This is a genomic window from Streptomyces sp. NPDC007808 (genome assembly GCF_042868655.1).
In the GTDB taxonomy this organism is placed as follows: Bacteria; Actinomycetota; Actinomycetes; order Streptomycetales; family Streptomycetaceae; genus Streptomyces.
Genome location: NZ_JBIAEQ010000002.1, coordinates 216,813 through 242,644 on the forward strand (window position 1 = coordinate 216,813; position 25,832 = coordinate 242,644).

18 protein-coding genes are annotated in these 25,832 nt (G+C 72.8%); 11 read left to right on the forward strand and 7 right to left on the reverse strand.

What is annotated here, in order from left to right; translation table 11 throughout:
- Window positions 1-834 precede the first annotated feature (834 nt).
- Window positions 835-1,599, reverse strand: a complete 765-nt coding sequence (locus ACFYNL_RS07205) for a hypothetical protein (protein WP_388797999.1) — start codon at window positions 1,597-1,599, stop codon at window positions 835-837.
- A gap of 73 nt (window positions 1,600-1,672) precedes the next feature.
- On the opposite strand from ACFYNL_RS07205, the gene ACFYNL_RS07210 reads away from it, so the two are divergent.
- A complete protein-coding gene (locus tag ACFYNL_RS07210; RefSeq protein ID WP_388800494.1) occupies window positions 1,673-2,452 on the forward strand; it encodes an adenosylcobinamide-GDP ribazoletransferase in 780 nt (259 codons plus the stop codon).
- A gap of 3 nt (window positions 2,453-2,455) precedes the next feature.
- Here ACFYNL_RS07210 and ACFYNL_RS07215 read toward each other — a convergent pair whose 3' ends face one another.
- The 4 genes from ACFYNL_RS07215 to ACFYNL_RS07230 all read right to left on the reverse strand — a co-directional run bounded on the left by ACFYNL_RS07215 (window position 2,456) and on the right by ACFYNL_RS07230 (window position 8,331).
- Window positions 2,456-3,103, reverse strand: a complete 648-nt coding sequence (locus tag ACFYNL_RS07215; RefSeq protein ID WP_388798002.1) for a spherulation-specific family 4 protein — start codon at window positions 3,101-3,103, stop codon at window positions 2,456-2,458.
- Window positions 3,100-4,629, reverse strand: coding sequence for a hypothetical protein (locus ACFYNL_RS07220; RefSeq protein ID WP_388798004.1), 1,530 nt, complete (start codon window positions 4,627-4,629; stop codon window positions 3,100-3,102). Before ACFYNL_RS07220 ends, ACFYNL_RS07215 begins: the two co-directional genes overlap by 4 nt.
- Complete coding sequence (pelF, locus tag ACFYNL_RS07225; protein WP_388798007.1) at window positions 4,626-6,149, reverse strand: GT4 family glycosyltransferase PelF; 1,524 nt, start codon at window positions 6,147-6,149, stop codon at window positions 4,626-4,628. Before pelF ends, ACFYNL_RS07220 begins: the two co-directional genes overlap by 4 nt.
- A 127-nt stretch (window positions 6,150-6,276) precedes the next feature.
- Window positions 6,277-8,331: a hypothetical protein gene (locus ACFYNL_RS07230; protein WP_388800497.1), complete on the reverse strand. Its 2,055-nt coding sequence runs from the start codon at window positions 8,329-8,331 to the stop codon at window positions 6,277-6,279.
- 381 nt (window positions 8,332-8,712) lie between these two features.
- Between ACFYNL_RS07230 and ACFYNL_RS07235 the strand changes: the two genes are divergently transcribed.
- The 8 genes from ACFYNL_RS07235 (at window position 8,713) to ACFYNL_RS07270 (ending at window position 21,009) form a co-directional block, all read left to right on the forward strand.
- A complete protein-coding gene (locus ACFYNL_RS07235; RefSeq protein ID WP_388798010.1) occupies window positions 8,713-10,254 on the forward strand; it encodes a leucyl aminopeptidase in 1,542 nt (513 codons plus the stop codon).
- Between the two features lie 244 nt (window positions 10,255-10,498).
- Window positions 10,499-11,887 carry a dihydrolipoyl dehydrogenase gene (lpdA, locus tag ACFYNL_RS07240; protein WP_388798013.1) on the forward strand — a complete coding sequence of 463 codons (1,389 nt, stop codon included), beginning with the start codon at window positions 10,499-10,501 and terminating at the stop codon, window positions 11,885-11,887.
- Between the two features lie 63 nt (window positions 11,888-11,950).
- Complete coding sequence (gene sucB / locus ACFYNL_RS07245; RefSeq protein WP_388798016.1) at window positions 11,951-13,729, forward strand: 2-oxoglutarate dehydrogenase, E2 component, dihydrolipoamide succinyltransferase; 1,779 nt, start codon at window positions 11,951-11,953, stop codon at window positions 13,727-13,729.
- A 194-nt stretch (window positions 13,730-13,923) separates the two neighbouring features.
- Window positions 13,924-14,553 (forward strand): GntR family transcriptional regulator, encoded by a 630-nt coding sequence (locus tag ACFYNL_RS07250; protein WP_388798019.1) that lies wholly within the window; start codon window positions 13,924-13,926, stop codon window positions 14,551-14,553.
- Between the two features lie 263 nt (window positions 14,554-14,816).
- A complete protein-coding gene (aceE, locus tag ACFYNL_RS07255; RefSeq protein ID WP_388798023.1) occupies window positions 14,817-17,519 on the forward strand; it encodes a pyruvate dehydrogenase (acetyl-transferring), homodimeric type in 2,703 nt (900 codons plus the stop codon).
- Between the two features lie 98 nt (window positions 17,520-17,617).
- Window positions 17,618-18,604 carry a helix-turn-helix transcriptional regulator gene (locus ACFYNL_RS07260; protein ID WP_388798026.1) on the forward strand — a complete coding sequence of 329 codons (987 nt, stop codon included), beginning with the start codon at window positions 17,618-17,620 and terminating at the stop codon, window positions 18,602-18,604.
- Between the two features lie 110 nt (window positions 18,605-18,714).
- A complete protein-coding gene (locus ACFYNL_RS07265; protein WP_388800500.1) occupies window positions 18,715-19,233 on the forward strand; it encodes a DUF4240 domain-containing protein in 519 nt (172 codons plus the stop codon).
- Between the two features lie 648 nt (window positions 19,234-19,881).
- A complete protein-coding gene (locus ACFYNL_RS07270) occupies window positions 19,882-21,009 on the forward strand; it encodes a lipid II:glycine glycyltransferase FemX (protein ID WP_388798029.1) in 1,128 nt (375 codons plus the stop codon).
- A gap of 64 nt (window positions 21,010-21,073) precedes the next feature.
- Here ACFYNL_RS07270 and ACFYNL_RS07275 read toward each other — a convergent pair whose 3' ends face one another.
- Window positions 21,074-21,814, reverse strand: coding sequence for a peptidoglycan recognition protein (locus ACFYNL_RS07275; RefSeq protein WP_388800503.1), 741 nt, complete (start codon window positions 21,812-21,814; stop codon window positions 21,074-21,076).
- Between the two features lie 1,248 nt (window positions 21,815-23,062).
- Between ACFYNL_RS07275 and ACFYNL_RS07280 the strand changes: the two genes are divergently transcribed.
- The gene (locus tag ACFYNL_RS07280) at window positions 23,063-24,250 is read left to right on the forward strand and encodes a MarP family serine protease (RefSeq protein ID WP_388798032.1); all 1,188 of its coding nucleotides are present in this window, start codon (window positions 23,063-23,065) and stop codon (window positions 24,248-24,250) included.
- 18 nt (window positions 24,251-24,268) lie between these two features.
- On the opposite strand, the gene ACFYNL_RS07285 is transcribed toward ACFYNL_RS07280, so the two are convergent.
- Window positions 24,269-24,769 carry a GNAT family N-acetyltransferase gene (locus ACFYNL_RS07285; RefSeq protein WP_388798035.1) on the reverse strand — a complete coding sequence of 167 codons (501 nt, stop codon included), beginning with the start codon at window positions 24,767-24,769 and terminating at the stop codon, window positions 24,269-24,271.
- A gap of 71 nt (window positions 24,770-24,840) precedes the next feature.
- Here ACFYNL_RS07285 and ACFYNL_RS07290 point away from each other — a divergent pair, with 71 nt between their 5' ends.
- The gene (locus ACFYNL_RS07290) at window positions 24,841-25,737 is read left to right on the forward strand and encodes a TIGR01777 family oxidoreductase (protein ID WP_388798038.1); all 897 of its coding nucleotides are present in this window, start codon (window positions 24,841-24,843) and stop codon (window positions 25,735-25,737) included.
- Window positions 25,738-25,832 lie beyond the last annotated feature (95 nt).

Sequence of the window (25,832 nt, forward strand, 5' to 3'; positions counted from 1 at the left end):
GCGGTGGGGCGGCGCCCGGGGGCCCGCCGGCCCTGCCCACGGTGATCGCCCCGGCCCGCTTCGCCGACGTGTGCAACGCGGCCCAGGCGGTGGCCGCAGCCCAGGTCGCCGTGGACGCCAACGCCGCACCGGTCGGCCGAACTCCCGGAACAACCGCTGGAGCCGGAGGCGCCGCTGGAGGCGGAGAAGGCTGTCGAGGCGGAGAAGCCCGCGGAAGCGGTGGCCGAGGAGCCGGGGGCCGAGTAGGGGCCGCGCGCGGTGGGGCGGCGCCCGGGGGCCCGCCGGCCCTGCCCACGGTGATCGCCCCGGCCCGCTTCGCCGACGTGTGCAACGCGGCCCAGGCGGTGGCCGCGGCCCAGGTCGCCGTGGACGCCAACGCCGCACCGGTCGGCCGAACTCCCGGAACAACCGCTGGAGCCGGAGGCGCCGGTGGAGGCGGAGAAGGCCACGGAGGCGGAGAAGGCTGCCGAGGCGGAGAAGCCCGCGGAAGCGGTGGTCGAGGAGCCGGGGGCCGAGTAGGGGCCGCGCGCGGTGGGGCGGCGTCGGCGGACTCCGGCCGGGTGACGAACGGGTGCGGTGACGCCGGGCCCGCGTCGGCCTGGCGGGGCGCCGGTTGCGGCGGCGAGCGAACGGCGCAACCGCCGCAGTACGGAAGCTCCGTGGCGCAGCGGTGTGCCGCCGCGCGGCGCGAGTCGCTCGGCGTCGCCGCGCTGGCGCCACCCGGCCGGACAGGCCGGTGGCGCCGAGTCGTGGTCGAGGTCGTGCTGCAGGAGAGCCTCGCCGGTACCGGGCACCCGGCGGTGTGCCGGTGCTGTGCGCGGTGTCGGCGGTGCGTCAGCGGTGTTCCAGGGCCCGGGCCGGATCCGCGTCGGGCGCGCCGCCGATCCAGTCCTGGACCTTGCGGCTGAGGCCCGACCAGCGCCGGTCGTGGTGGTAGGCGCGCAACTGGGCCTTGGCGCGGGCCCGCGGGCGACGGCCGTAGAAGCGCTTGGCCCACGGAGAGGCGGGCCGGGCCAGGCGGATGGCGCCGAACAGGGCGATGAAGGGAATGATCACCCCGAAGATCGCGATCCGGGCCTTGCCCTTGGCGAGGGCGATCAGGGCGAGGAGGAAGTTCCCGGCGATCGTGCCGAGCGCCGACCCTCGGTTCTGCATCTCGTTCTCGTCGAGGTCGTTGACCCCGAAGGGCGCGAAGCCGAGCAGGAGCAGGCCGACCACGGCGGCGGTCAGCACGACCACCTCGACGCTCTTGCGGCCGGCCTCGGTCCAGTACACGTCGTCCAGGTGCAGGATCAGCGCGAACTCGTCCAGGACCAGGCCCGCGCCCACCCCGAAGACCACGGCGGCCACGGCGGAGCCGAAGCCGCGCTGGCCGCCGGCGACCGCGCAGAAGCCGCCGATGATCGTGAGGACGACTCCGGGGACCACGTGGTGGACGTGGACGGCGCCGGTCTCGATGTTGCGGAAGGGCCCTTTGCCCGCCCGGATCATGCGGGTGATGACCCGGGTCACCAGGAAGGTGACCACAAAGGCGGTCAGGGCCAGCAGCAGCGGGAGTTTGCCCGGTTCGATGATGTTCCGCTGCCACCAGTCACCCATGTCCCCAGTGTCTCCGCGGCGGGGGTGGGCCGCCTGTCGGGGACGACGTCCGGGCTACCCTTCCGCCGTGTCCATGACCTTCCCGCCCCTGCACGGTCTTCGTTTCGCCTTCGGCACGCTCAGTGTGCTGCCCGTCCGGGTGAGCCGGTGGGACCGGGACGCCGCGCGCGGCGGGATGCTGTGCGCTCCGCTCGTCGGGGTGGTCCTCGGCGGCGCCGCGGCCGTCCTCGCGCTGGTGCTGCTGTTCCTCGGCGCCGCCCCCCTCCTCGCCGCGGTCGCCGGCGCCGCCGTGCCGGCCGTCCTCACCCGGGGCCTGCATCTCGACGGGCTGGCCGACACCGCCGACGGGCTGGGCAGCGGCAAACCGGCCGAGGACGCGCTGCGGATCATGAAGCAGTCGGACATCGGGCCCTTCGGCGTCATCACGCTCGTGTTCGCGCTGCTGGCGCAGGTGGCCGCGCTCGCCCAGCTGTACGGCGACTCATGGGCCCGCGGCGCCCTGGCCACCGTCGCGTCCGCCGTCGCCGCCCGCCTCGCGCTCACCCTGGCCGCCCGGACGGGGGTGCCCGCGGCACGTCCGGAGGGGCTCGGGGCCGCGGTGGCCGGCGTCGTACCGGTGCCCGGCGCGGTGGCCGTCGCCCTGGCCGTGACCGGTGTCGCCGCGGCGGCGGGCGCGCTGCTCGGGGCGGCCGACGTCGTCCGCACCGCCCTCGCGGTGCTCGCCGCGCTCACCGCCGCCGAAGTCCTGCTGCGGCACTGCGTCCGCCGCTTCGGCGGGGTCACCGGCGACGTCTTCGGCGGGCTCGCGGAGACGGCGGCGACGACCGCCCTCGTCGTACTCTGCCTGGGCTGACCCTCAGCCCGCCAGGGCGTGCGGCAGCGTGCCCCAGGGGTGATCGCCCGTACCCGGCACCGCGCAGTGGACCGTGGCCCCGCGGGCGCGTGCCAGAGCCCCCGGTTCGGCGTCGGCCGGTACGCCGTACACCAGGTGGCACAGCCGCACTCCGGTGCCGCCACGCCATCGCTGCGGGCCGAGCCGGGTGTACGACGCCCAGGTGCCCTCGAAGGTGACGAGGAGGTCCGCGATCCTGGCGTACACCGGGTCGGGTGGCGTGCCGTGGTTCAGGGCGAGCGTCCCGAAACCGGCACCCCAGGCCGCGGTCGCGAGCCGCTGGTAGTACCCGAAGTCCGCACGGCCCGAGGCGACCTGGTCCAGGAAGACACCGTCCGCGCCGTACCAGTCGCGGTGCCGCACGAGGTCGCGGACGACGTCGGCGTGCGGTCGGCGGCCGTAGCCGGTGTCGGCGTAGCCGAGCACCCGCACTCCGCCGGCCGCCCGCAGCCGTGCCGCGACCTCGGCGAACGCCGCGTCGGGCGTCGCGCCGGGGCCGCTGGCCGGGTTCAGTACGACGCCGTACAGACGGGGTGCGGCGGCGATGATCGCGTCCCACTCCGCGGGGCGGACGGACGGGTGCTCGTAGTACGGGATCAGCAGCTCGCTCATCGGTGGGCGGTCACCCTCCCCAGCAGGGCGCAGACGAGCGCGGCCTGGGCCGCTGCCGCCGTCCCGTGGACGACCAGGCCGATCCCGTCCGGGCTGCCCGTGTGCGTCACCAGGGCCGCCGTCTGGGCGAGGGCGGCCCCGCAGCAGACCGCCGCCGCGCTGAGCACCGCGCCGAAGGACTGGAGCAGCAGGCCCGTCCACAGGACCACTCCCAGCAGGAGCAGCCCGGCCAGGCGGACACCCGCGACCGAGGGGGCGTGCGGCCACAGCGCGGAGGTGGCGAGGCCGAGCGCGAGCAGCGCGGCCAGGTAGGCGGTCAGGCACTTCACGGCGGTGAGCACCGTGGTCCGCCGGAACGCCCTGGGCGTGCTGCTGGAGCGCAGGCCCGCCAGGCTGCCGCTGCGGAAGCGGTGCAGCAGCCATTCGGCGGGGCCCATGCTGAGGGTGAGGGCGACGGCGGCCGGCGCGGCGACCACGCCGGCCCCCTCGTCGGCGAGGGCGTCGCCGAGGGCCGCGTACAGCACGAGCACACCGGTGCCCAGACCGAACAGCGCGTACGGGAAGGACCCGGTGAGGGCGGGGGACGCGGTGCGCTGCGCCCGCGGTGCGCTGCCGTAGCCGCCGAAGGGCAGGAGGGCGGTGAGGCCCGCCGTCCAGCCCCGCTCACCCAGGTCCCGGACGGCCGGACGCACTTCGAGGGAGGCGAGCGCCGTCACCGCGAGCAGGGAGCCCAGCAGCACGGCGCCTCTCGCCAGGTCGGGGACGGGGTGCAGCTGCGCGAACACCGCTGCCGCGGCCATCGGGGTAAGCGCAGCCAGCAGGACGCGTTCGCGCCCCATGACCAGCAGGACCGTGGCCGCGCCCAAGTAGCAGGACTGCCCGGCGGCGAAGGCGGCCCCCGCCGGGTGGGGTGTGGCCGCCGTCGCCGCCACGGCCAGTGCGACCAGGGCGCCGAGCAGCACGCCGGCCGGAGCGCCGAGCAGCAGGGAACGGCGGGCGGCACCACGGTCGCCCAACCCGAGCCAGAAGTACGCCCGGTGGGCGAGGCCCTGGTTCCAGGTCCAGCCGACCAGGGCGCCGGCCAGCAGCGGGACCGTGCCCGCGGGAAGGCCGAGGTCGTCCTCTGGGCCGGCGAGCAGGGGTGCGCCGAGGACGTAGCCGAGGCCGGGGAGCGCGAAGACGACACCGCGCAGCAGGCAGCCCAGCAGGCCGACCTGCCAGGGGTCGTGGACCGGACGTTCCGGCTCCGGGTAGCGGCGCTCGACCCGTTCGTACAGCTCCTCGGCGAGCGCGAAGGAGTCCTTGACGCCGTAGCGCTCACGTATCTGGTCGTCGGAGAGGCCGTCGGACTCCAGGAGCGCGGCGATCTCGTCGGGGTGGACGGCCGCCGCCACGAAGTCGTCGAGGCGTTCGGCCAGTTCGTCGACCGGGTCCGGGTGCGCCCAGCTGGGCCGGGCGCGCTGGCGCGGTACCGCGGGCAGGGCGTCGGGGTGGGAGCCCGGCGGCATCCAGAGGCTTCCGCTCACCAGGCGGCGCCGTCCGTCGCGACCTTCTGGTACCAGGGGCTGCGCAGTTCCAGGGTCCAGTCGGCGACCGTTTCGAGCGTGGGCTCGTACACCTCGGGGCCGCCCGCGAGCTCTTGGTAGATCGTCCGGAAGTTGTCCACGGAGCGGCGCAGGGTGAACCGGTCGATCACTCGTTGACGGGACAACCCGCCCAGACGGCGGCGTCGTTCGTCGTCCCTGAGCAGGGTCAGCGCGGCCGCCGCCATCTTCTCCGGCTCACGCGGCGGCACCACGAGCCCGGTGTCGCCGACCGCCTCGCGCACTCCCCCGACGTCCGTCGAGACCGTCGTACGGCCGCAGGACATGGCCTCGATGATGGAGAACGGGAAGCCCTCGGAGATGGACGACAGCATCACGACATGCCCGGCGGCATAGGCGCGCCAGACCTCGCTGATGCGGCCCTCGAAGGTCAGGCCGTCCGTCACGCCCAGCTCCGCGGCGAGCTTCTCCAGCTTGGTGCGGTAGGCCTCGCCGCCTGCCGGCACCGGGCCGAACAACCGCAGGCGGGTCTCCGGGAGTTCGGCGCGGACCATGGCGTAGGCCCTCAGCAGGGTCTCCAGGTCCTTGATGGGGTCGACCCGGCCGCACCAGGTGAGGGTGGGGATGTCCGGCTCGGGTCCGGCGTGCGGGAAGGCGAGCGGGTCGACGCCGTTGTAGACCGTGCGGATCTTGTCGGCGTCGGCGCCGCCGCGCTCCTCCCAGCGGCGGTTGTACTGGTTGCAGGGGGTGATCAGGTCGGCCGTGCGGTATCCGAGCGAGTTCAGCTCCCGGTAGAAGCCGAGCATGAACGCCTTCACGGGCCAGCGCTGGGCGTCGCTGCGGTAGCCGAGGTAGCGCTCGCGCAGGTAGATGCCGTGCTCGGTGAGGAGGAACGGCACACCGTCCAGCCGACGCGCGGCGAGCGCGGGGAGCGTGGCGAGGCCGCTGCTGACCGCGTGGGCGACGCAGTCCTCGGGGACACGGGTGCCGAGCGGGCGCAGGGCGTGTTCCAGCAGGTCGGTCGCGGTCAGGGCGTCGTGGACGGTCGGGTGGGCGGCCGCGGTCGGCAGATGCGGCATCGTCCATATCCACATCAGGGACCTGAGCGCCGACTCGGTGCGCAGCGCCGACGACAGCCGGCCGTCCCGGGCGAGACGGGCCAGCTCGTCCAGGGCATCGCCGAAGTCGCAGGACGCCTCGGGGTCGAGGAAGGAGAGCAGGAAGCGCTCGTAGCAGTCGGTGAACCGGCGGCGGGCCCGGCCGTACGGCGCCCGCCCCCGTCCGGGACGCGGGCCCCAGGTCGGTACGGAGGTGTGCCGGTAGACGTTGGGCGGCAGCTCCCAGGTCACGGGTTCGCGGCCGGTTCCGGTGAGCGACACGATGTGGAAGTCGACCTCGGGCATGCCCTTGACGAGCTGGTCGCACCAGGTGCTGACACCCCCGTGGACGTGCGGATAGGTGCCCTCGGTCAGCATGGTGACATGACGGCCCGTGCGCATCATGCGAGTTCCCCCCTGTGGAACAAAGTGTGGTGCTACGGCCCCTGCGCGCACCCCGGGCGTCTGGTCGTGAGCTGACCGGGGTGCGCATGGCCGGCCCTGCGCCGGGCCCTGTCGGCCAGGGAGCCTCCTAGGTCGGCAGCTTCAGCTTCAGCGCGGTCTGCAGGAGTCCCGGCGTGGTCCAGGCCGAGCGCTCTCCCGCGTACGGCGTCCCGAACGCGCTGGTGCCGACGAGGAGTTGCTTGACGGTTCCTTCTGGTGCGGTCACCGGGATCTGGGTCCCGGACGGGGCGTTGACGGTGACGGAGGTGCCGATGCGGTACGCCGTGACGGAGCCGTTCGCGAGCGCGGTCTGCCAGGCGGCGCGGCGCTGGAGCTCGGTGCCGATCGACTTCTGGGAGACGTTCTGCACCGGGGTGTTGTCGGCGAAGAGCGCCTGGTAGTCGGCGAGCACCTTGTCCAGGACCGGGTACAGGGTGCGGTCCTCGGCCAGGTTGGACTGGTGGGCGTAGTGCGGGCGCGGGTCGCCCGAGACGACGTGCCCGAGGGCGGTGCGGGCCTCCTGCGGGACGATGTGCTCGTCGTAGCCGGTGGCGGTGTCCAGCGGTGCGTCCAGGCAGGTGGAGGCGGGGTTGGTCTCACAGACACCGCTGCCGCCGTCGGCCTCGGAGGTGTAGATCCAGTTGTACTCGTCGGTCATCTCCGCCTCGGTACCCACGTTGTAGTACACGTTCATCGGGTGCCGGGGCACGGTCAGCGCGGCGCCGACCGGGCGCTGGGCGGGCTCGCGGGAGTTGTCCGAGGCGATCCACTTCACGCCGGTGTCGGCGAGGGCTCCGGCCAGGTTCGGGTTGTCGGCGGGCTGCTGCGGCGAGGTCTTCAGACCCGAGTGCTCGCCGGTCACGAGTTCCGTGCGGTCGACCGGAAGCCCCTTGGCGACGGCCCAGTTGTGGTTGTCGCGGATCTGCGCGGCGATGTCCGCCCGGCTCATGTACCGGGTCGAGCCGTCGGCGTTCTTCGCGCAGCTCCACGGGACGGTCGAGGTGTCCTGGACACAGCCGAGGAACGGGTGCGTGTAGGTGTGGTTGATCCAGCGGTAGCGCGCCTTGTCGGCGAGCAGCCGGTCGGTGAGGGCGTCGGTGCCGCCGTTCTCGCTCTTCCACTCCTCGCCGGAGCCGGCGTTGTAGACCATGTCGAGGGTGAAGCCGCGCTCGCGCTGCCACTGCGCGGCGTACGCCGCGTCCTCGGCCGTCATACGGATCGGCGCGGTCCCCTCGCCGTCGCCGCCCGCGCAGTCGAAGTCACCGGGGGTGCAGTTGCGTTCGGTGTCCCAGCGGCTGTCGGGCGCGAACACGTCGTCGACGTGCACCGCGAAGTAGTTGCGCGTCTGCCCCAGGTGCACGCCCCGGGTCAGCCATTCGACGATGCCCCGGGCGAGCACCCGGAACTGCTGCTGGTGCTGGTTGTAGGCGAAGGTCACCACCAGTTCGCGGCGCCCGTCGCGGTGGTACTCGCCGACCAGGCTGCCGCGCCCGGAGCCGCCGGGCACGGGCGCGTCGACATAGCTGGTGAAGCCGGTGCGGGGCCGGGCGAGGTAGCCGTAGCTCTCCAGTACGGCAGGGTCGTTGTCCTCGAAGGTGAGGGCGCCGTCGAGATAGCCGAAGTACCCCGCCTTGCCGGCCGCGGTGACGGACGCCTCGCGCCCGTCGAGGGAGCCGGCCCAGCCGCCCTCGCTGGTGTAGTCGAGGCCGACGCCCGGGTGGGCCCAGGTGTAGGCGTCGACCTGCGGGATGCCGTAGGTCCGCTCGTAGTTCTCCAGCGCGGTCTGCTCCGCGGAGCCCGCGCCGAAGGGGGCCTCGGCGGGCAGGACGACGCCCTGGTACTTGGCCCGGGGTGTGCCGTTCACCGTGTCGCTGAGGAACGCGGCCGTGATGGTCGGGCGGTTCGCGTCGTTCAGGTCGATCGTGGTGTACGGGATGCCGGTGCTCTTCAGCTGGGCGGTGATGGCCCGGACGGGGCTGTCGCCGTCGTCCACGACCAGCACCTTGAGGTCGATGCGCGGTTCCGCGGCGGCTGCGGCGCGCGGTGCCGAGAGCCCCAGGGCGAGCAGGCCGGCGGCCGTCAGGGCGGCGACGGCGTTCCTGCGATGTGTCCATCTGCGCGCGCTGTGCGCCGTCGGGTGCATTCTGTGCGCGCTGTGCGCCGTTGGGTGCATTGAGTGTCCCTTCCCCCCAGAAGATCCCCTCGCGGCCCACGGGGCGCATCGGCGGGGGATCCGTGGAAATCATGCAAAGCGGCAAGCTGATCACTTGCCGGAACCAGACGAGTGTGACTCAGCTCACCGGGCCTGGAGTCAAGAGATGACCAGTACGCCACCGACAGGTGAACGCCCGCAGGAATGAGCGAGTGCGCACGCGAGCGTAGGCTCATCCCGAGTGTTCGCCGTACCGGGGAAGGCCCCGCTGAGACCGCACCCGTAGGTCGGAACTAGGGTCGGCCGTCGGGCCCGGTCGACCCACACCGTTCGGCCATTGCAACTTCACATCGGAAGCGAGATTTCACCACCGTGACTGCTCTCACTCTCAGCACCGCCGCGGCGCCCGGCCTGCGGGCCGACGCGATCGTGATCGGTGTCGCCAAGGGCGCCAAGGGACCGGTCGTGGCGCCGGGCGCCGAGGCCGTGGACAAGGCGTACGACGGCAAGCTCGCCGGCGTCCTGGAGACCCTCGGCGCCTCCGGTGCCGAGGGCGAGGTGACGAAGCTCCCCGCCCCCGCCGGCTTCAAGGCCCCGCTCCTGGTGGCGGTGGGCCTGGGCGCCGCGCCCGATGACGCCGAGGACGGCGCCTACGACGGTGAGGCGCTGCGCAAGGCCGCCGGCGTCGCCGCCCGTGCCCTCGCCGGCTCCAGGAAGGCCGCCTTCGCGCTGCCGATCACCGACGCCGCGGACACCGGCGCGATCGCGGAGGGCGCCCTGCTCGGGGCGTACTCCTTCGACGTCTACAAGGAGTCGAAGGGCACCGGCACCAACGCCAAGGCCAAGAACGGCAAGGCGCCGCTCGCCGAGGTCGCCGTGCTCGGCGCCAAGCCCCGCGACAAGGAGCACAAGGCGGCGATCCAGCGCGCGACCGCCGTCGGCGAGGAGCTCAACCGCGCCCGCGACCTGATCAACATGCCGCCGAACGACCTCAACCCGGCGTCGTTCGCCGCCGAGGCCCAGCAGGCGGCCAAGGAGCACGGCATCAAGGTGCAGGTGCTCGACGAGAAGGCCCTGACCAAGGGCGGTTACGGCGGCATCCTCGGCGTGGGCGGCGGTTCGACGTCCGCTCCGCGGCTGGTCAAGCTGACGTACACGCACTCCAAGGCGGACAAGCACCTCGCCTTCGTCGGCAAGGGCATCACCTACGACTCGGGCGGCATCTCGCTGAAGCCGGCCGGGCACAACGAGACGATGAAGTGCGACATGAGCGGCGCCGCCGCCGTGTTCGCCGCCGTGGTCGCCGCCGCGCGCCTCGGCCTCCAGGTGAACGTCACCGGCTGGCTGGCGCTCGCCGAGAACATGCCGTCGGGTTCCGCGGTGCGCCCGGGTGACGTGCTGCGCATGTACAGCGGCAAGACCGTGGAGGTGCTCAACACCGACGCCGAGGGCCGGCTGGTGCTCGCCGACGCGCTGTGGGCGGCTTCCCAGGAGAAGCCGGACGCGATCGTGGACGTCGCGACGCTGACCGGGGCGATGGTGCTGGCGCTGGGCAACCGCACCTTCGGGGTGATGGCCAACGACGACGCGTTCCGCTCCGCGATCGTGGAGGCGGCCGAGGAGGTCGGGGAGGCGTCCTGGCCGATGCCGCTGCCGGAGCACCTGCGCAAGGGGATGGACTCGCCCACCGCCGACATCGCCAACATGGGTGAGCGCATGGGCGGCGGCCTGGTCGCCGGTCTGTTCCTGCGCGAGTTCGTGGGCGAGGGCATCACCTGGGCGCACCTCGACATCGCGGGGCCGGCGTTCAACGAGGGCGGTCCCTTCGGATACACGCCCAAGGGTGGTACCGGGTCCGCCGTGCGGACGCTGGTCCGGCTCGCCGAGCTGACCGCTTCCGGCGACCTGGGCTGACGCCGGTTCTGGGTGAGGGGGCTCCGCGCGCGGGTAGGGCGGGGCCCCCTCACGGCTGTCCGCTCAACTGAACGTGGGGCGTCTCACACACCGGCCCGGCGTCTCGTTCGGTGTGGACAAGTGCGAAGATGGGGCTCGGCAGGACAGGGCCCCACCCCAGGGCCGAAAGATAGAGCGGCCGGACACCAGCCGCCTGTCGGTCATCGACGACCGGCGCACGGCGCACATGCATGGAGGACGTGACGTGGCGAACGACGCCAGCACCGTTTTCGACCTAGTGATCCTCGGCGGTGGTAGCGGTGGTTACGCCGCGGCCCTGCGCGGGGCGCAGCTGGGCCTGGACGTCGCCCTGATCGAGAAGGACAAGGTCGGCGGCACCTGCCTGCACCGGGGCTGCATCCCCACCAAGGCCCTGCTGCACGCGGGCGAGATCGCCGACCAGGCCCGCGAGAGCGCGCAGTTCGGTGTGAAGGCCACCTTCGAGGGCATCGACATCGCCGGGGTCCACAAGTACAAGGACGGCGTGATCGCCGGCCTGTACAAGGGCCTGCAGGGCCTCGTCGCCTCCCGCAAGGTGACGTACATCGAGGGTGAGGGCCGTCTGTCCTCCCCGACCTCCGTCGACGTCAACGGTCAGCGCGTCCAGGGCCGCCACGTCCTGCTGGCGACCGGCTCCGTGCCGAAGTCGCTGCCGGGCCTGGAGATCGACGGCGACCGCATCATCTCCTCGGACCACGCCCTCGTCCTGGACCGCGTGCCGAAGTCCGCGATCATCCTCGGCGGCGGCGTCATCGGCGTCGAGTTCGCCTCCGCGTGGAAGTCCTTCGGGGCCGACGTCACCGTGATCGAGGGCCTGAAGCACCTCGTCCCGGTCGAGGACGAGAACAGCTCGAAGCTTCTCGAGCGCGCGTTCCGCAAGCGCGGCATCAAGTTCAACCTGGGCACCTTCTTCCAGAAGGCCGAGTACACCCAGGACGGCGTCAAGGTCACCCTCGCCGACGGCAAGGAGTTCGAGGCCGAGGTGCTGCTGGTGGCGGTCGGCCGCGGCCCCGTCTCCGCCGGTCTCGGCTACGAGGAGCAGGGCGTCGCCATGGACCGCGGCTACGTCCTCGTCGACGAGTACATGCGCACGAACGTGCCGACCATCTCCGCCGTCGGTGACCTGGTCCCGACCCTCCAGCTCGCGCACGTCGGCTTCGCCGAGGGCATCCTGGTCGCGGAGCGGCTGGCCGGTCTGAAGACCGTCCCGATCGACTACGACGGTGTCCCGCGGGTCACGTACTGCCACCCGGAGGTCGCCTCCGTCGGCATCACCGAGGCCAAGGCCAAGGAGATCTACGGCGCGGACAAGGTCGTCGCTCTGAAGTACAACCTGGCGGGCAACGGCAAGAGCAAGATCCTGAACACCGCGGGCGAGATCAAGCTCGTCCAGGTCAAGGACGGTGCGGTGGTCGGCGTCCACATGGTCGGCGACCGCATGGGCGAGCAGGTCGGCGAGGCCCAGCTGATCTACAACTGGGAGGCGCTGCCCGCCGAGGTCGCCCAGCTGATCCACGCCCACCCGACGCAGAACGAGGCGCTCGGCGAGGCCCACCTGGCCCTGGCCGGCAAGCCGCTCCACGCGCACGACTGATCCCTCGGTCGACGAACGCGACGACACAGACTTCCGCACTTTCCGTAAGGAGCAACCGAAACCATGGCGGTTTCCGTAACCCTTCCGGCGCTCGGTGAGAGCGTCACCGAGGGCACTGTCACCCGCTGGCTGAAGGCCGAGGGCGAGCGTGTCGAGGCCGACGAGCCGCTGCTCGAGGTCTCGACCGACAAGGTCGACACCGAGATCCCCTCCCCCGCCGCCGGTGTCCTGGCGTCCATCAAGGTCGCCGAGGACGAGACCGTTGAGGTCGGCGCCGAGCTGGCCGTGATCGACGACGGCACGGGCGCGCCCGCTGCCGCCCCGGCCCCGCAGGCCGAGCAGGTCGCCGAGCCCGCCCCGGAGCCGGCCGCTGCCGCTCCGTCCACCGAGCAGGCCGCCCCGGCCCCGGCTCCGACCGCCGAGGCCGCCTCGGGCGGCGGTTCCGCCGAGGGCACGGACGTGGTCCTGCCCGCGCTCGGCGAGTCCGTCACCGAGGGCACCGTCACCCGCTGGCTGAAGTCGGTCGGTGACAGCGTCGAGGCCGACGAGCCGCTGCTGGAGGTGTCGACGGACAAGGTCGACACCGAGATCCCGGCGCCCGCCTCCGGCACGCTGCTGGAGATCGTGGTCGGCGAGGACGAGACGGCCGAGGTCGGCGCCAAGCTGGCCGTCATCGGCGTCGCGGGTGCCGCTCCGGCGGCCGCCCCGGCCCAGGAGGCCCCGGCCCCCGCCGCCGCCCCCGCTCCGGCCGCGCCTGCCGCGCCCGCGGCTCCGGCCCCCGCCGCTCCGGCCGCGCCCGCCGCTGCCGCTCCGGCTCCGGCCCAGCCCGCCGCCCCGGCTCCCGCTCCGGCCGCCCCGGCCCCGGTCACCCCGGCTCCGGCCGCACCTGCCGCTGCCAAGGCCACCGACGAGGGCGCCTACGTCACCCCGCTGGTGCGCAAGCTCGCCGCCGAGAACGGCGTCGACCTGGCCTCCGTCAAGGGCACCGGCGTCGGCGGCCGTATCCGCAAGCAGGACGTCGTCGCCGCCGCCGAGGCCGCGAAGGCCGCCGCGGCTGCCCCGGCCCCCGCCGCTGCCGCTGCTCCGGCCGCCAAGAAGGCTCCGGCGCTGGAGGCCTCCCCCCTGCGCGGCCAGACCGTCAAGATGCCGCGCATCCGCAAGGTCATCGGCGACAACATGGTCAAGGCGCTGCACGAGCAGGCGCAGCTGTCCTCGGTCGTCGAGGTCGACGTCACCCGCCTGATGCGTCTGCGCGCGCAGGCCAAGGACTCCTTCGCCGCGCGCGAGGGCGTCAAGCTCTCCCCGATGCCGTTCTTCGTGAAGGCGGCGGCCCAGGCGCTGAAGGCCCACCCGGTCATCAACGCCAAGATCAACGAGGCCGAGGGCACGATCACCTACTTCGACACCGAGAACGTCGGTATCGCGGTGGACTCCGAGAAGGGCCTGATGACCCCGGTCATCAAGCACGCCGGTGACCTCAACATCGCCGGTATCGCCAAGGCGACGGCGGAGCTGGCCGGCAAGGTCCGCGCCAACAAGATCACTCCGGACGAGCTGTCCGGCGCGACCTTCACCATCTCCAACACCGGTTCGCGCGGCGCCCTGTTCGACACGATCATCGTGCCGCCGGGCCAGGTCGCGATCCTCGGCATCGGTGCCACCGTCAAGCGCCCGGCCGTCATCGAGACGGCGGAGGGCACGGTCATCGGCGTCCGCGACATGACGTACCTGACCCTGTCCTACGACCACCGCCTGGTGGACGGCGCCGACGCGGCCCGCTACCTGACGGCCGTCAAGGCCATCCTGGAAGCGGGCGAGTTCGAGGTCGAGCTCGGTCTGTAACCCCCTTCGCGGGTACGGCTGTACGGTGCCCCTGTCCGGAAGCTTCCGGGCAGGGGCACTGCCGTGCGTGCGTGTAAGTCTCGTCTCACCTGCGCGAAAGCGCCCCCGCGCGCCCTTCCCGCGCGGCGTTGCGGCCGTATTGTCTAAACGTCAAAACGCCCCGGGGGCCTGTGGCCCCTCTCTAAGGAGCCCTCATGACCGCGCCCGTCATCCACTCGCTGCGCGAACAGATCCGCGAGCACATCCTGGAGGGGATCATCAGCGGGCGCTGGCAGCCGGGCGAGCGGATCGTGGAGCGGCGTATCGCGACCGAGCTGGAGGTCAGCCAGACGCCGGTGCGGGAGGCGCTGCGGGAGCTGGAGTCGCTGCGGCTGATCGAGTCGGCGCCCAACAAGGGCGTGCGGGTGCGGAGTCTGACCGCGGCCGACCTGGAGGAGAGCTACCCGGTCCGGGCCGGTCTGGAGGCCATCGCCGCGGAGCTCGCGGCCGACCGTCTCGCCGAGGACTGCTCCGCCCTGGAACCGCATGTCACCGCCCTGTACGAGGCCGACCGCAACTCCGACGGCACGGGCCAGGTGCGGCACACGGTCGCCTTCCACCGGGAGATGGTGCGGGCGGCGGGCAACTCGGTGCTGCTGCACACCTGGGAGGGGCTCGGCATCGAGGTGTTCACGGCGCTGTCCATCCGGTGGCTGGGGACGGTGCAGCAGTCGTACGCGGAGGAGCACGAGGAGCTGGTGGCCGCTTTCCAGCGCCGGGATCCCCGGATCGCCGAGATCGTGAAGGCCCATGTCCTCGGCTGCGCGCCGCGGCACGAGTCCTGAGCGCGTTCCCGCTCAAACGTAGCCCCACCTGCGAAGACCTCTCGAAAGCGCGGCACCCCGTGCCTGCCCGAAAGGCACCCCGTGCCTACTTTCTCGTGATCAAGAGGTTTTCGCCCTTCACCCTTTGATCGATCATCGATCAGGGAGTTAAAGTCGCCGACGGACCTCCACCGAGGTCTGCCAGCCCTGTCCTGCCAAAGACCAAGGGCACCCCCGAACCCTTACCGATGAGGGAACCCCCTTCGACTGAGGAAGGCGGCGACATGACCGACCCCAACGCCATCCAGCCGAGCGCGCTCGACCAGCTCCCCGACCGCGACCCGGAGGAGACCGCCGAATGGCAGGCCTCGCTGGACGCGGTCGCCAAGGCGGCCGGGCCGCACCGTGCCGCGTACCTGATGCGCCGCACGCTGGAGCGGGCCGAGGGCACCGGCATCGCGCTGCCCAAGCTCCTTGAGACGGACTACGTCAACACCATCCCCACCTCCGCCGAGCCGGGCGTGCCCGGTGACGAGGAGATGGAGCGCCGTATCACCGCGTGGAACCGCTGGAACGCGGCCGCGATGGTGACCCGCGGCTCCAAGCACGGCGTCGGCGGCCACATCGCCACCTTCGCCTCCGCGGCCTGGCTGTACGAGACCGGCTTCAACCACTTCTTCAAGGGCAAGGAGGCCGACGGCTCGGGCGACCAGCTCTACATCCAGGGCCACGCCTCCCCCGGTATCTACGCCCGTGCCTTCCTCGACGGCCGTCTGAACGAGCAGCACCTGGACAACTTCCGCCAGGAGTCCGGTGGCGACGGCCTGCCGTCGTACCCGCACCCCCGCCGCCTGCCCTGGCTGTGGGAGTTCCCGACCGTGTCCATGGGCCTCGGCCCGCTGTCGGCGATCTACCAGGCCCGCTTCAACCGCTACCTGACGGCGCGCGGCATCAAGGACGTCTCGAACTCGCACGTGTGGGCCTTCCTCGGCGACGGCGAGATGGACGAGCCCGAGTCGACGGCGGCCCTGGCACTCGCCTCCCGCGAGGGCCTGGACAACCTGACCTTCGTCATCAACTGCAACCTGCAGCGCCTCGACGGCCCGGTCCGCGCCAACTTCAAGATCGTGCAGGAGCTGGAGGCCCAGTTCCGCGGCGCCGGCTGGAACGTCGTCAAGACGCTGTGGGGCACGGCCTGGGACGAGCTGTTCCAGCTCGACACCACGGGCGCGCTGGTACGCCGCCTGCGCGAGGTACCCGACGCGCAGGTGCAGACGTACCAGACGCGCGACGCCGCCTACATCCGCGAGGACTTCTTCGGCAAGGACCCGGCGCTCGTCGAGATGGCGAAGCTGCTGAGCGACGACAAGATCCTGGAGTGCTTCCACCTCTCCCGCGGTGGACACGAGGCCCGCAAGGTCTACGCCGCCTACAAGGCCGCCGTCGACTTCAAGGGCGCGCCGACCGTGATCCTGGCCCAGACGGTCAAGGGCTACACCCTCGGCGAGGGCTTCGCGTCGAAGAACGCCAACCACCAGATGAAGAAACTGACGGTGGACGAGTTCAAGGCGATGCGCGACCTGCTCGACCTGCCGATCAAGGACAGCGACTTCGTCGACGGGGTCGTCCCCTACGGCCACCCGGGCGCCGACTCCCCCGAGGTCCGCTACCTCCAGGAGCGCCGCGCCGCCCTCGGCGGTCCGGCCCCGGCCCGCCGCGTGCACCCGGTGGCGCCGCTGCCCGCCCCCGCCGAGAAGGCGTTCGCCTCCTTCGACAAGGGCTCCGGCTCCCAGAACGTGGCCACCACCATGGCCTTCGTCCGCCTGGTGAAGGACCTGGTCCGCGACAAGGAGACCGGCAAGCGCTGGGTGCCGATCGTCCCGGACGAGGCGCGCACCTTCGGTATGGAGTCGCTCTTCCCGTCCCTCGGGATCTACTCGCCGAAGGGCCAGACGTACGAGCCGGTCGACCGCGACCAGCTCATGTACTACAAGGAGGCCAAGAACGGCCAGATCCTCAACGAGGGGATCACCGAGGCCGGTTCGATGGCCGACTTCATCGCCGCTTCGACGTCGTACGCGACGCACGGCGAGGCGATGATCCCGTTCTACATCTTCTACTCGATGTTCGGCTGGCAGCGCACGGCCGACCAGATGTGGCAGCTCGGCGACCAGCTCGGCCGCGGTTTCCTCATCGGCGCGACGGCGGGCCGGACCACGCTGACCGGCGAGGGCCTCCAGCACGCCGACGGCCACTCCCCCGTCATCGCAGCGACGAACCCGGCCGCGCTGACGTACGACCCGGCCTTCGCCTACGAGGTCGCGGCGATCGTCAAGGACGGCCTGCGCCGGATGTACGGCGAGGCGGCGCCGGGTGAGGACCCGAACGTCTTCTACTACCTGACCGTCTACAACGAGCCGCTGCCGCAGCCCGCGAAGCCCGCTGTGGACGGGATCGACCAGGGCATCGTCAAGGGCCTGTACCGCTTCAACACGGCGGAGTCGGCGGGCCTGTCCCCGGCCGCGAACGCCCCGCGCATCCAGCTGCTCGGCTCCGGCACGGCGATCCACTGGACGCTGCAGGCGCAGCAGCTGCTCGCGCAGGAGTGGGGCGTGGCCGCCGACGTGTGGTCGGCGACGTCCTGGACGGAGCTGCGCCGGGACGCCCTGGAGGCCGACGCGGCCCTGCTGCGCGGCGAGGAGCGGGTGCCGTACGTCCGGCAGGCGCTGCAGGGTGCCGAGGGCCCGGTGCTGGCGGTGTCCGACTACATGCGCCAGGTACCGGACCAGATCGCGCAGTGGGTCGAGCAGGACTGGTCCTCGCTGGGCGCGGACGGCTTCGGCCTGTCCGACACCCGTGAGGCGGCCCGCCGTCACTTCGGGGTCGACGCCCAGTCGATCGTCGTCGCGGCCCTGGCCCAGCTGGCCAAGCGCGGCGAGGTCAAGGCAGCCGCGGTGAAGGAAGCACGTGAGAAGTACGGGCTGTAGGGCCCGGTGAACGCGGCCCGCAGGGGCTGACGGCTGATGAAGGGGTACGGCTGCCGCCGTGCCCCTTCGCTGTCGGTGGCACCCGGCATGATGGCCGTATGCGTGCTGCCCGGCTCATCAAAATGGTGCTGCTGCTCCAGTCCCGGCCCTCCATGACCGCCGCCGAACTGGCACAGGAGCTGGAGGTGTCGGAGCGGACCGTCACCCGGGACGCCCAGGCGTTGTCGGAGGCCGGGGTTCCGGTGTACGCGGACCGGGGGCGGGCCGGGGGGTACCGGCTCATCGGCGGTTACCGGACCCGGCTGACCGGGCTGGCCCGCAGTGAGGCCGAGGCGTTGTTCCTCAGCGGCGTCCCGGGGGCGCTGCGGGAGATGGGGCTGGAGGACGCCGCCTCCGCCGCCCGGCTGAAGGTGTCCGCCGCCCTGCTGCCCTCCCTGCGCGACGCCTCCCGTACGGCGGCTCAGCGGTTCCATCTGGACGCCCCGAACTGGTTCAGGGAACCGAAGACGCCCGAGCTGCTGCCGGCCGTCGCGGACGCGGTGTGGGACGACCGGCGGATCGTCGCCCGCTACCGGCGGGGTGAGGGGGAGCGCTTGCGGGAGGTGGGGCGCGAGCTGGAGCCGTACGGGCTGGTGCTGAAGGCGGGGGTCTGGTACCTGTGCGCCCGTGTGGCGGGGCACGGGTCGTACCGGGTGTACCGCATCGACCGGTTCACCGCCGTGGAGCCCGGGGACGACCGGTTCCAGCGGGACGAGGAGTTCGACCTGCCGGGCTTCTGGGACGAGCGGGCCGAGCAGTTCGCGCGGTCCCTGCTGCGGGCCGAGGTCGTGGTGCGGGTCTCCCCGGACGGGGTGCTCAGGTTGCCGTACACCGTCGATCCGCAGTCCGCCCGGGAGGCACTGGAGGCGGCCGGCGCCCCGGACGGGGACGGGTGGGTGACGGTGACCCTCCCGGTGGAGTCGGAGGAGGTCGCCCACACCCAGCTCTCGGCGCTGGGACCGGAGGTCGAGGTGCTGGCGCCCCAGGCGATGCGGGCCCGCTTCGCGAGCGACGCGATACGGCTGGCGGCGCTTTACGGCACTTGAGCCGTACGGTGTCGGCCGCATGGCACCCCGTGACCCCGGGCCGTGCGCCCATAACAATCCGCCGCACTCCACGTGCGTCCCACCCGCCCAGGGCCGATGCTTGACCCGTGATGGACGAGACGGAGTTCTGGGAGCTGATCGACGAGACCCGCGAGGCCGCCGACGGCGACCCCGAGGAGCAGGCCGACCTGCTCGTGGATCGTCTCCTCGGGCTGGATCCGGACATGATCCTGGACTTCGCCCGTCACTTCGAGGCCCGCTACAACCGCGCGTACATCTGGGACCTGTGGGGCGCCGCCTGGATCCTGCTGGACGGGGCCAGCGACGACGCGTTCGACTTCTTCCGGTGCTGGCTGATCGGCCAGGGCCGTGAGGTGTACGAGGGTGCGGTGCACGAGCCCGACGCGCTCGCCGAACTGCTGGACGACTTCGACGAGGAGTTCGATGGCGACGGCGAGGAGCTCGGCTACGCCGCCGACGAGGCATACGAGCAGCTCACCGGCACCATCGCCCCCGAACTCGGCATCGCGCCCGCGCCCCCGGAACCGGCGGGCACGCCGGTGGACCTCGAAAACGAACGGGCACTGGCGGAGCGGCTGCCGCGGCTGTGGGAGCGGTTCAAGGGCTGAGCCCGCCGGGGCACTTGCTCGGGCCGCGGGGGCCCGGGGGCGGCTCCGGCTCGGCCGCGGCTCGACTCTGGCTGCGGCCCGGCTCTGGCTGCGGCTCCGGACGTGGCTCGGCTGCGGCTCGGCTCTGGCTGCGGCTCGGCTCTGGCTGCGGCTCGGCTCTGGCTGCGGCTGTGGCTCCGGCTGCGCTCCGGCCCCGGCTCGGCCCCGGCGACGGCGACGGGACGCCCGCCTGCGCCTCATCGACCCTCACCGCCCGGCGCATCGACGCCCTGTCGGCCTGATCCGGCACGGACGCCATGACCGCGGCCGGTCCGCGGACGACGGCGGCCACCGCGTACCAGCGCCCGGCTGCGGCTCGGCCCCGGCGACGGCGACGGGACGCCCGCCTGCGCCTCATCGACCCTCACCGCCCGGCGCATCGACGCCCTGTCGGCCTGACCCGGCACGCACGCCATGACCGCGGCCGGTCCGCGGACGACGACGGCCGCCGCGCGGGCCTGGGGCGTCCGGTGGCTGCGAGGATCCTGTGCAGGCGGCCGGGTGCGCGCGCTGTTCGGGCCCGCGTCGGCGGCCGTTCGCCCGTGAGCTCTTGACCGGCCCGGTGATCCCCGGCTTAGCCTGGCCGCCCCTACCAGGAGCACCCTGCCCATGACCAGCCTGTTCGTGCGGGAGATACCGCGCGCGGAACACCTCGCCCTGCTGCGGCGGCACCCCGACGCCAGCCATCTCCAGATCCCCGAGTGGGGCGATGTGAAGCCGGACTGGCTGCCGGAGAGCGTGGGCTGGTTCGAGGGGCGGGAACTGGTCGCGACGGCCCTGGTCCTGTACCGGCCGCTGCCGGGGACCCGGCGCTATCTGGCCTATCTCCCCGAGGGGCCCACGATCGACTGGCGCGACCCGCGTCTGGAGCGCTGGCTGGACCCGCTGGTCGCCCACCTGAAGAAGATCGGGGCGTTCGCGGTCCGGATCGGCCCACCCCTCGTGGTGCGCCACTGGGACGCGGCCACCGTGGCGGCGGGCATCGCCGATCCCGACGTACGGCATCTGAACGATCTGCCCCCGGCCGGTATCGACGGGTACGCGCTCGACGTCGCCGAGCGGCTGCGGCGGCTCGGATGGCGGCGGTGCGAGGAGGACGACGGGAGCGGTTTCGGTCTCGGGCAGCCTCGCTACGGCTGTGAGATCCCGTTGGCCGGGCGGTCGGCGGACGAGTTGCGCCGCGGCCTCGCCCCGCACTGGGAGCAGTCCCTGCGCACGGCGGAGGAGGCCGGAGTCCGGGTCACCTGGGGCTCAGCCGAGGACCTGCCGGACTTCCACCGCCTGTACGCCGCGACCGCCGCCCACGACGGGTTCAAGGCCCGCCCGCTGGACTACTTCCGGCGGATGTGGCAGGCGCTGAACGCCGAGGACGACGACCGGCTGCGCCTGTATCTCGCCGAGTACGACGGCGAGGTGCTCTCCGCGGCCCTCATGATCAATGTCGGCTCGCGGGTCTGGCACTCGTACGCCGCGTCCGGTCGCCGGGGGCGGCAATTGCGCCCGAGCAGCGCGCTGTTGTGGCGCATGCTGGGTGACGCACGGGCGGCGGGAGCCGCGACGTACGACCTGCGCTCCGTCACGCCCTGCCTCTTCGAGGGCCGACTGCTCGGGCGTCTCCGCTTCAAGACGGGCACGGGCGGCCGGGTGGTGGAGCACCTCGGGGAGTGGGAGCTGCCGGTGGGCGGCCAGGGCAGGGTGCTCCAGCGGGCGCTGGGCGTGTACCTGGGGCGCCGGTGACGCTTCACGCGCGTGCGCGCACCGGGCCTGGCGCGCGGGGCAGGCGGGACCGCGCGGACAGGGCTCAGGGGTTCCTGCCCTGAAGCCGTGCCGCGAGCTGTCTGATCTCGGGCAGCCGGGCGGTGAGGGCGGCGCCGGGACAGCTGGTCATGTAGCCCTCGTTGTGGCCGGCGAGGGCGGGGAACGCCACGCTGGTGCCGGCGGCGTAGCGGCTGTGGCTGTTGCTGGAGGTCAGGCGGACCTGTGTGCGGGGATCGGTGTCGGAGAGCCCCAGCTTCCACGCGGCCAGCGCGGCGATCGCGTCGGTCATCGCCTTCGGCACGGGGACGCCTGCCGTGAAGGTGCCCAGGGCGGCGATGCCGGCGGTGCGGTGGTTGAAGCCCTGGGTGTGGGCTCCGGTGACGGGACGGTCGACGCCGCCCGCGCGGCCCTCGTAGATGGTGCCGCAGCGGTCGACGAGGAAGTTGTAGCCGATGTCGTCCCAGTCCCGGGAGCCGGTCTGGCCCGCGTACAGGTAGCGGATGATGCGGGGCACGTCGGCGCAGTCGTAGCCGTTGGGCGAGTCGGTGTGGTGCACGAAGACGGCGACGACCCGGTCGTCGTAGCGCGGGGGCGGCTGGGCACGCCGGGTGTCGTCGTCCATCCAGGCCGACCTCGGCAGGATGCGGGGCCGGGGCGCCTGGTGCCCGACGGCGGGCCGCACCGGGTCGGCCCGGACAGCGGCCCCGACGGTCGCGCCGATCCCCTCCGCGCACAGCACCAGCGCGAGACCGGCGGCGAGACCGGGCGCGCAGCCGAGGAGCACGAGCACGGCACCGGGAACCCGCCACCCGGTAAGCCTCCCCGACCGGGCCGGCGGCACGGCCGCCTCCCCCGCGGACGACCGCACGGCCGCCCCGTCCCGCCCGACCGGCTCCGCCCCCGACTCGTCCCGCCCCAGGGGTTCGACGGGAAGGCCGCTCTCACCGGGCGCGGCGGACTCGCCGGGCACTAGACGATCAGCCGATGCGGCGGCCTCACCCGACACCGCGTGCCCGACCGGCACGGCGGGCTCGGCCGACACCCCGTCCTCGCCGGGGACAGCAGGCTCATCCAGCATCCCGTCATCGGCGAAGCCAGGGGGCTCATCCGGCACCAGGCCATCGGCCGGCGGCGAAGGCTCAGCCGAAGCCCCGCGGCCGGCACGCACGGCCCCCGCCCCCGGCACCACGTGACCGGTCGGCAGAGACGAGTCCGACACCGCCCCATCGCCGGACACCGAAGGCTCAGCCGAAGCCCCCGGCAGGTGAACGGTCGGCACGGCAGGCCCGTCGGACACCCCGTGATCGGCGGAGGCAGCGGGTTCATCCGGTCCGTGACCGACCGAGACCACGGGCCCATCCACGGGCCCATCCACGGGCCCCTCCACGGGCCCATCCGTGAGGGGCGCCTGGATGTGGCGGCGATGCCGTCGCAGGCGGTGGAGCCGCCTCACGCCGTCGACCGACACCGCAGATTCATCCGACCCCGCGTCACGACCAGCCGACACCTCGGGCCCATCCGGCCCCACGCGGTCAGCGGACCCGGCCGACGCCTCCGGCATCACCCAATCAGCACGCGCGGCCCGCTCGTCCGGCGACCCCCGCACGGCCCCCTCAGACCGCCCCGGAGCACCGCCCGGGCCCCGCTCGGCCCCGGTGCCGGCGGGCGCGCCGGGGCTCGCCCCGGTCGGCCCCGCATGCCGCGCGTGCCCGGCCTCGGCACTTCCCTCGGCGGGCTCCGCCGCCCCCTGGGTCGGCGCAGCCCACGGTATTCGTACGGCACGTGGTCTTCGTCTCCCCCGTGTTCGTCGGAAGACCCTTCGGGTGGCCCGTCGGAAGACACGCATGGTCCTACTGTCCGACGGATCCCGTCCGCCCGCGATGTGTGGCGTGACACTCCGTGGAACCAACCTCGCGGTCCGGGACGTTTCTCCAGGTGCACGCTCCGTGGCAGTTCCCTGCGGCCCGCCCGCGCGTGCTGATCAACAAGCGCTTTCCGCGCGTACTAAGGGGTCCGAGAGAAAGGCGGCTCCGTGGACCTGCTCGACATCCTGCTGTTGCTGGTGATCCTGGCCTACGCGGCCTCCGGCTACCGCCGTGGACTGGTGGCCGGCTGCGTGTCCCTGGCCGGTTTCGTCGGCGGCGCGGTGATCGGCGTATGGATCCTGCCGTGGATGATGGACCTGGTCACTCCGGGCACGACCCGGGCGACCGTGACCGCGGTGCTCACGGTGCTGGTCCCGGCGGTGCTGGTGCACGAGCTGGCGGGCCGGCTGGCGCTGCGGTTGCGCCGGGAGCTGGACGGGGGACCGCTCAGGGTGGCCGACGGCGTCGGCGGGGCCGTGGCCAACTCCGTGGCCGTGCTGATCGTGTCCTGGGTCGCGGCGAGCGTCCTCGCGGCGTCCTCCTCCTCACCGCTGCTCAGCTCGGCGATCCGGGACTCCCGCCTGCTCGGCACGGTGCAGGACACGATGCCGGACACGACGCCGGCCTGGTTCTCGCGGGCCACCTCCGCGCTCACCGAGGCGGGCTTCCCGCAGGTCTTCAACCCGTTCGAGAACGAGTCGACCGCGGAGGTCGCCAAGCCCACCGGCGACAGCGTCACCGCCGCCGCGACGAACGCCGCCAAGCTCAGCACGGTCAAGATCGAGGGTGTCTCGGGCACCCAGGGCCGCGAGGGCAGCGGCTTCGTCTACGCCCCGGAGCATGTGATGACCAACGCCCACGTGGTGGCCGGCATCGACGAGCCCGGTGTGCGGGTCGGCGGCGTCGGGCGGTCGTACGAGTCACGGGTGGTGCTCTTCGACCCGCAGCGGGACGTGGCCGTGCTGTACGTCCCCGACCTGCGCGCTCCCGTGCTGCGCTTCGACGACGAGGCCGCCCGGGGCGACTCCGCCGTCGTGGCGGGCTATCCGGAGGACGGCGATCTGAACCTCCAGGCGGCGACGGTCGCGAACCGGGTGCGGGCCACGGGCCAGAACATCTACAACGACGCGGCCGCCACCCGCGAGATCTACTCGATCCGCTCCACGGTCCGCCCCGGCAACTCCGGCGGCCCCCTGCTGACCACGGACGGCAAGGTGTTCGGGGTCGTGTTCGCCCGCTCCACCTCCGACGCCGAGACCGGCTACGTACTGACGGCCGCCGAGGTCGCCGCCGACGCCGAACGCGCGGCGAAGGCGACGGCACCGGTGGACACCGGAGAGCTCATCACGTCGTGAGCCGAGGCGACGGCCTCGTCACACGCGGCGTCCCATCAGCACGTCGTCGAGGTACCTCCCGCCCAGGAAGAACTCCTCGGGCAGCACCCCCTCCACCACGAACCCCTCGGACTCGTACAGCTTGCGGGCCGGTGTGTTGTGCCCGAGGACACGCAGGGTGAGACGCCGGGCACCCCGGCGGCGGGCCTCCTCGACGGCGGCGCGGATCAGGGCGCGTGCCACGCCCCGGCCCCGGGCCTCGTCGGCGACGGCCAGGCCCTGTATCTGCCGCACATGGGCGTTGGACGCGAGCGGGGTGGGGAAGGCGAGACGGATGTACCCGACGACGCGCCGGTCGAGCTCGGCGACCAGGTAGTCGTCGGGGACGTGACGCTCGTCGAAGAACGGCCCGTACGGCGGCTGCGGCTCGGGCGTGACCGCGTGCAGCGGCGACCAGGTGAGACGGTCCAGGAGGGCCAGCGCCTCATCGTCGTCCGACAGGGCGGTGCGTATGCGCGGCGGCTGGTGCGGTAGAGGCATGAGCGTCACCCTATGGCCGGATGGCGGGAACACGTCCGGGGTTTTTGTGCCGGCGGAGACAGGATGAGGGCATGCAACTTTCGAGGATCGCGGTGGCCGGAGCCTCCGGCCTGATCGGCGGCGCACTGGTCCGGTCTCTGGCCGCCGACGGGCACGAGGTGGTGCGGCTGGTGCGCCGGGAGCCCAGGGCGAGGGACGAGGTGCGCTGGGACCCGGAGAACAAGCACGTGGACGTGGCAGGGCTGGCCGGTTGTGACGCGGTGGTCAACCTGGCCGGGGCGAACGTGGGTTCGCGGCGCTGGACGGACGCGTACAAGGCGAAGCTGCGCAGCGGCCGGGTGCTGGGCACGGCGGCGCTCGCGGAGGCGATCGCCTCGCTGGACGAGCCTCCGCGGGTCTTCGTGAACGGCAGCGCGATCGGCTACTACGGCGAGACCGGCGAGCGGGCCGTCGACGAGAGCGCCCCGCCCGGTCAGGGCTTCCTGCCCGAGCTGGTCGTGGAGTGGGAGGGCGCGGCGGCCCCCGCGCGGGAGGCGGGCGTGCGGACGGTGTTCCCGCGCACGGGCCTGGTGGTGGCCCGCCACGGCGGGGCGTGGGGGCGGCTGTTCCCCCTGTTCCAGGCCGGACTGGGCGGGCGGATGGGGGACGGGCAGCAGTACTGGTCGTTCGTCTCGCTGCACGACGAGGTGGCCGCCATCCGGCACCTGATCGACCGGGACGACCTGTCGGGCCCGTTCAACGTGACCGCTCCCCACCCGCTGACGAACCGTGAGATCACCGAGGCGATGGGGCGCGTGCTGCGCCGGCCGACGCTGTTCTCCGTCCCGGCACCCGTACTGCGGACCGTGCTCGGCGAGCTGGCCGGTGACGTGCTGGGCAGCGTACGCGTCCTGCCGACGCGGCTGTTGCGGTCCGGGTTCACCTTCGCCTTCCCGGAGATCGAGGAGGCGATCCGGGCGGCACGGTGAATGCTCGTATGCGACCGTCGTGCGACCGTGCTCTGTCGATGCGCGACTGTTCCTGACCGATCACGGCCCTAACCTCGTCCCGAACTCGGGTATCC

Excerpts from the sequence above, each read along its gene's own strand:
- aceE (WP_388798023.1), top strand. The coding sequence starts at position 14,817 with ATGACCGACCCCAACGCCATCCAGCCGAGCGCGCTCGACCAGCTCCCC.
- ACFYNL_RS07265 (WP_388800500.1), top strand. The coding sequence starts at position 18,715 with ATGGACGAGACGGAGTTCTGGGAGCTGATCGACGAGACCCGCGAGGCC.
- ACFYNL_RS07210 (WP_388800494.1), top strand. The coding sequence starts at position 1,673 with ATGACCTTCCCGCCCCTGCACGGTCTTCGTTTCGCCTTCGGCACGCTC.
- ACFYNL_RS07205 (WP_388797999.1), bottom strand. The coding sequence starts at position 1,599 with ATGGGTGACTGGTGGCAGCGGAACATCATCGAACCGGGCAAACTCCCG.
- ACFYNL_RS07215 (WP_388798002.1), bottom strand. The coding sequence starts at position 3,103 with ATGAGCGAGCTGCTGATCCCGTACTACGAGCACCCGTCCGTCCGCCCC.
- ACFYNL_RS07250 (WP_388798019.1), top strand. The coding sequence starts at position 13,924 with ATGACCGCGCCCGTCATCCACTCGCTGCGCGAACAGATCCGCGAGCAC.
- pelF (WP_388798007.1), bottom strand. The coding sequence starts at position 6,149 with ATGATGCGCACGGGCCGTCATGTCACCATGCTGACCGAGGGCACCTAT.
- ACFYNL_RS07230 (WP_388800497.1), bottom strand. The coding sequence starts at position 8,331 with ATGCACCCGACGGCGCACAGCGCGCGCAGATGGACACATCGCAGGAAC.
- ACFYNL_RS07260 (WP_388798026.1), top strand. The coding sequence starts at position 17,618 with ATGCGTGCTGCCCGGCTCATCAAAATGGTGCTGCTGCTCCAGTCCCGG.
- ACFYNL_RS07285 (WP_388798035.1), bottom strand. The coding sequence starts at position 24,769 with ATGCCTCTACCGCACCAGCCGCCGCGCATACGCACCGCCCTGTCGGAC.
- ACFYNL_RS07290 (WP_388798038.1), top strand. The coding sequence starts at position 24,841 with ATGCAACTTTCGAGGATCGCGGTGGCCGGAGCCTCCGGCCTGATCGGC.
- sucB (WP_388798016.1), top strand. The coding sequence starts at position 11,951 with ATGGCGGTTTCCGTAACCCTTCCGGCGCTCGGTGAGAGCGTCACCGAG.
- ACFYNL_RS07270 (WP_388798029.1), top strand. The coding sequence starts at position 19,882 with ATGACCAGCCTGTTCGTGCGGGAGATACCGCGCGCGGAACACCTCGCC.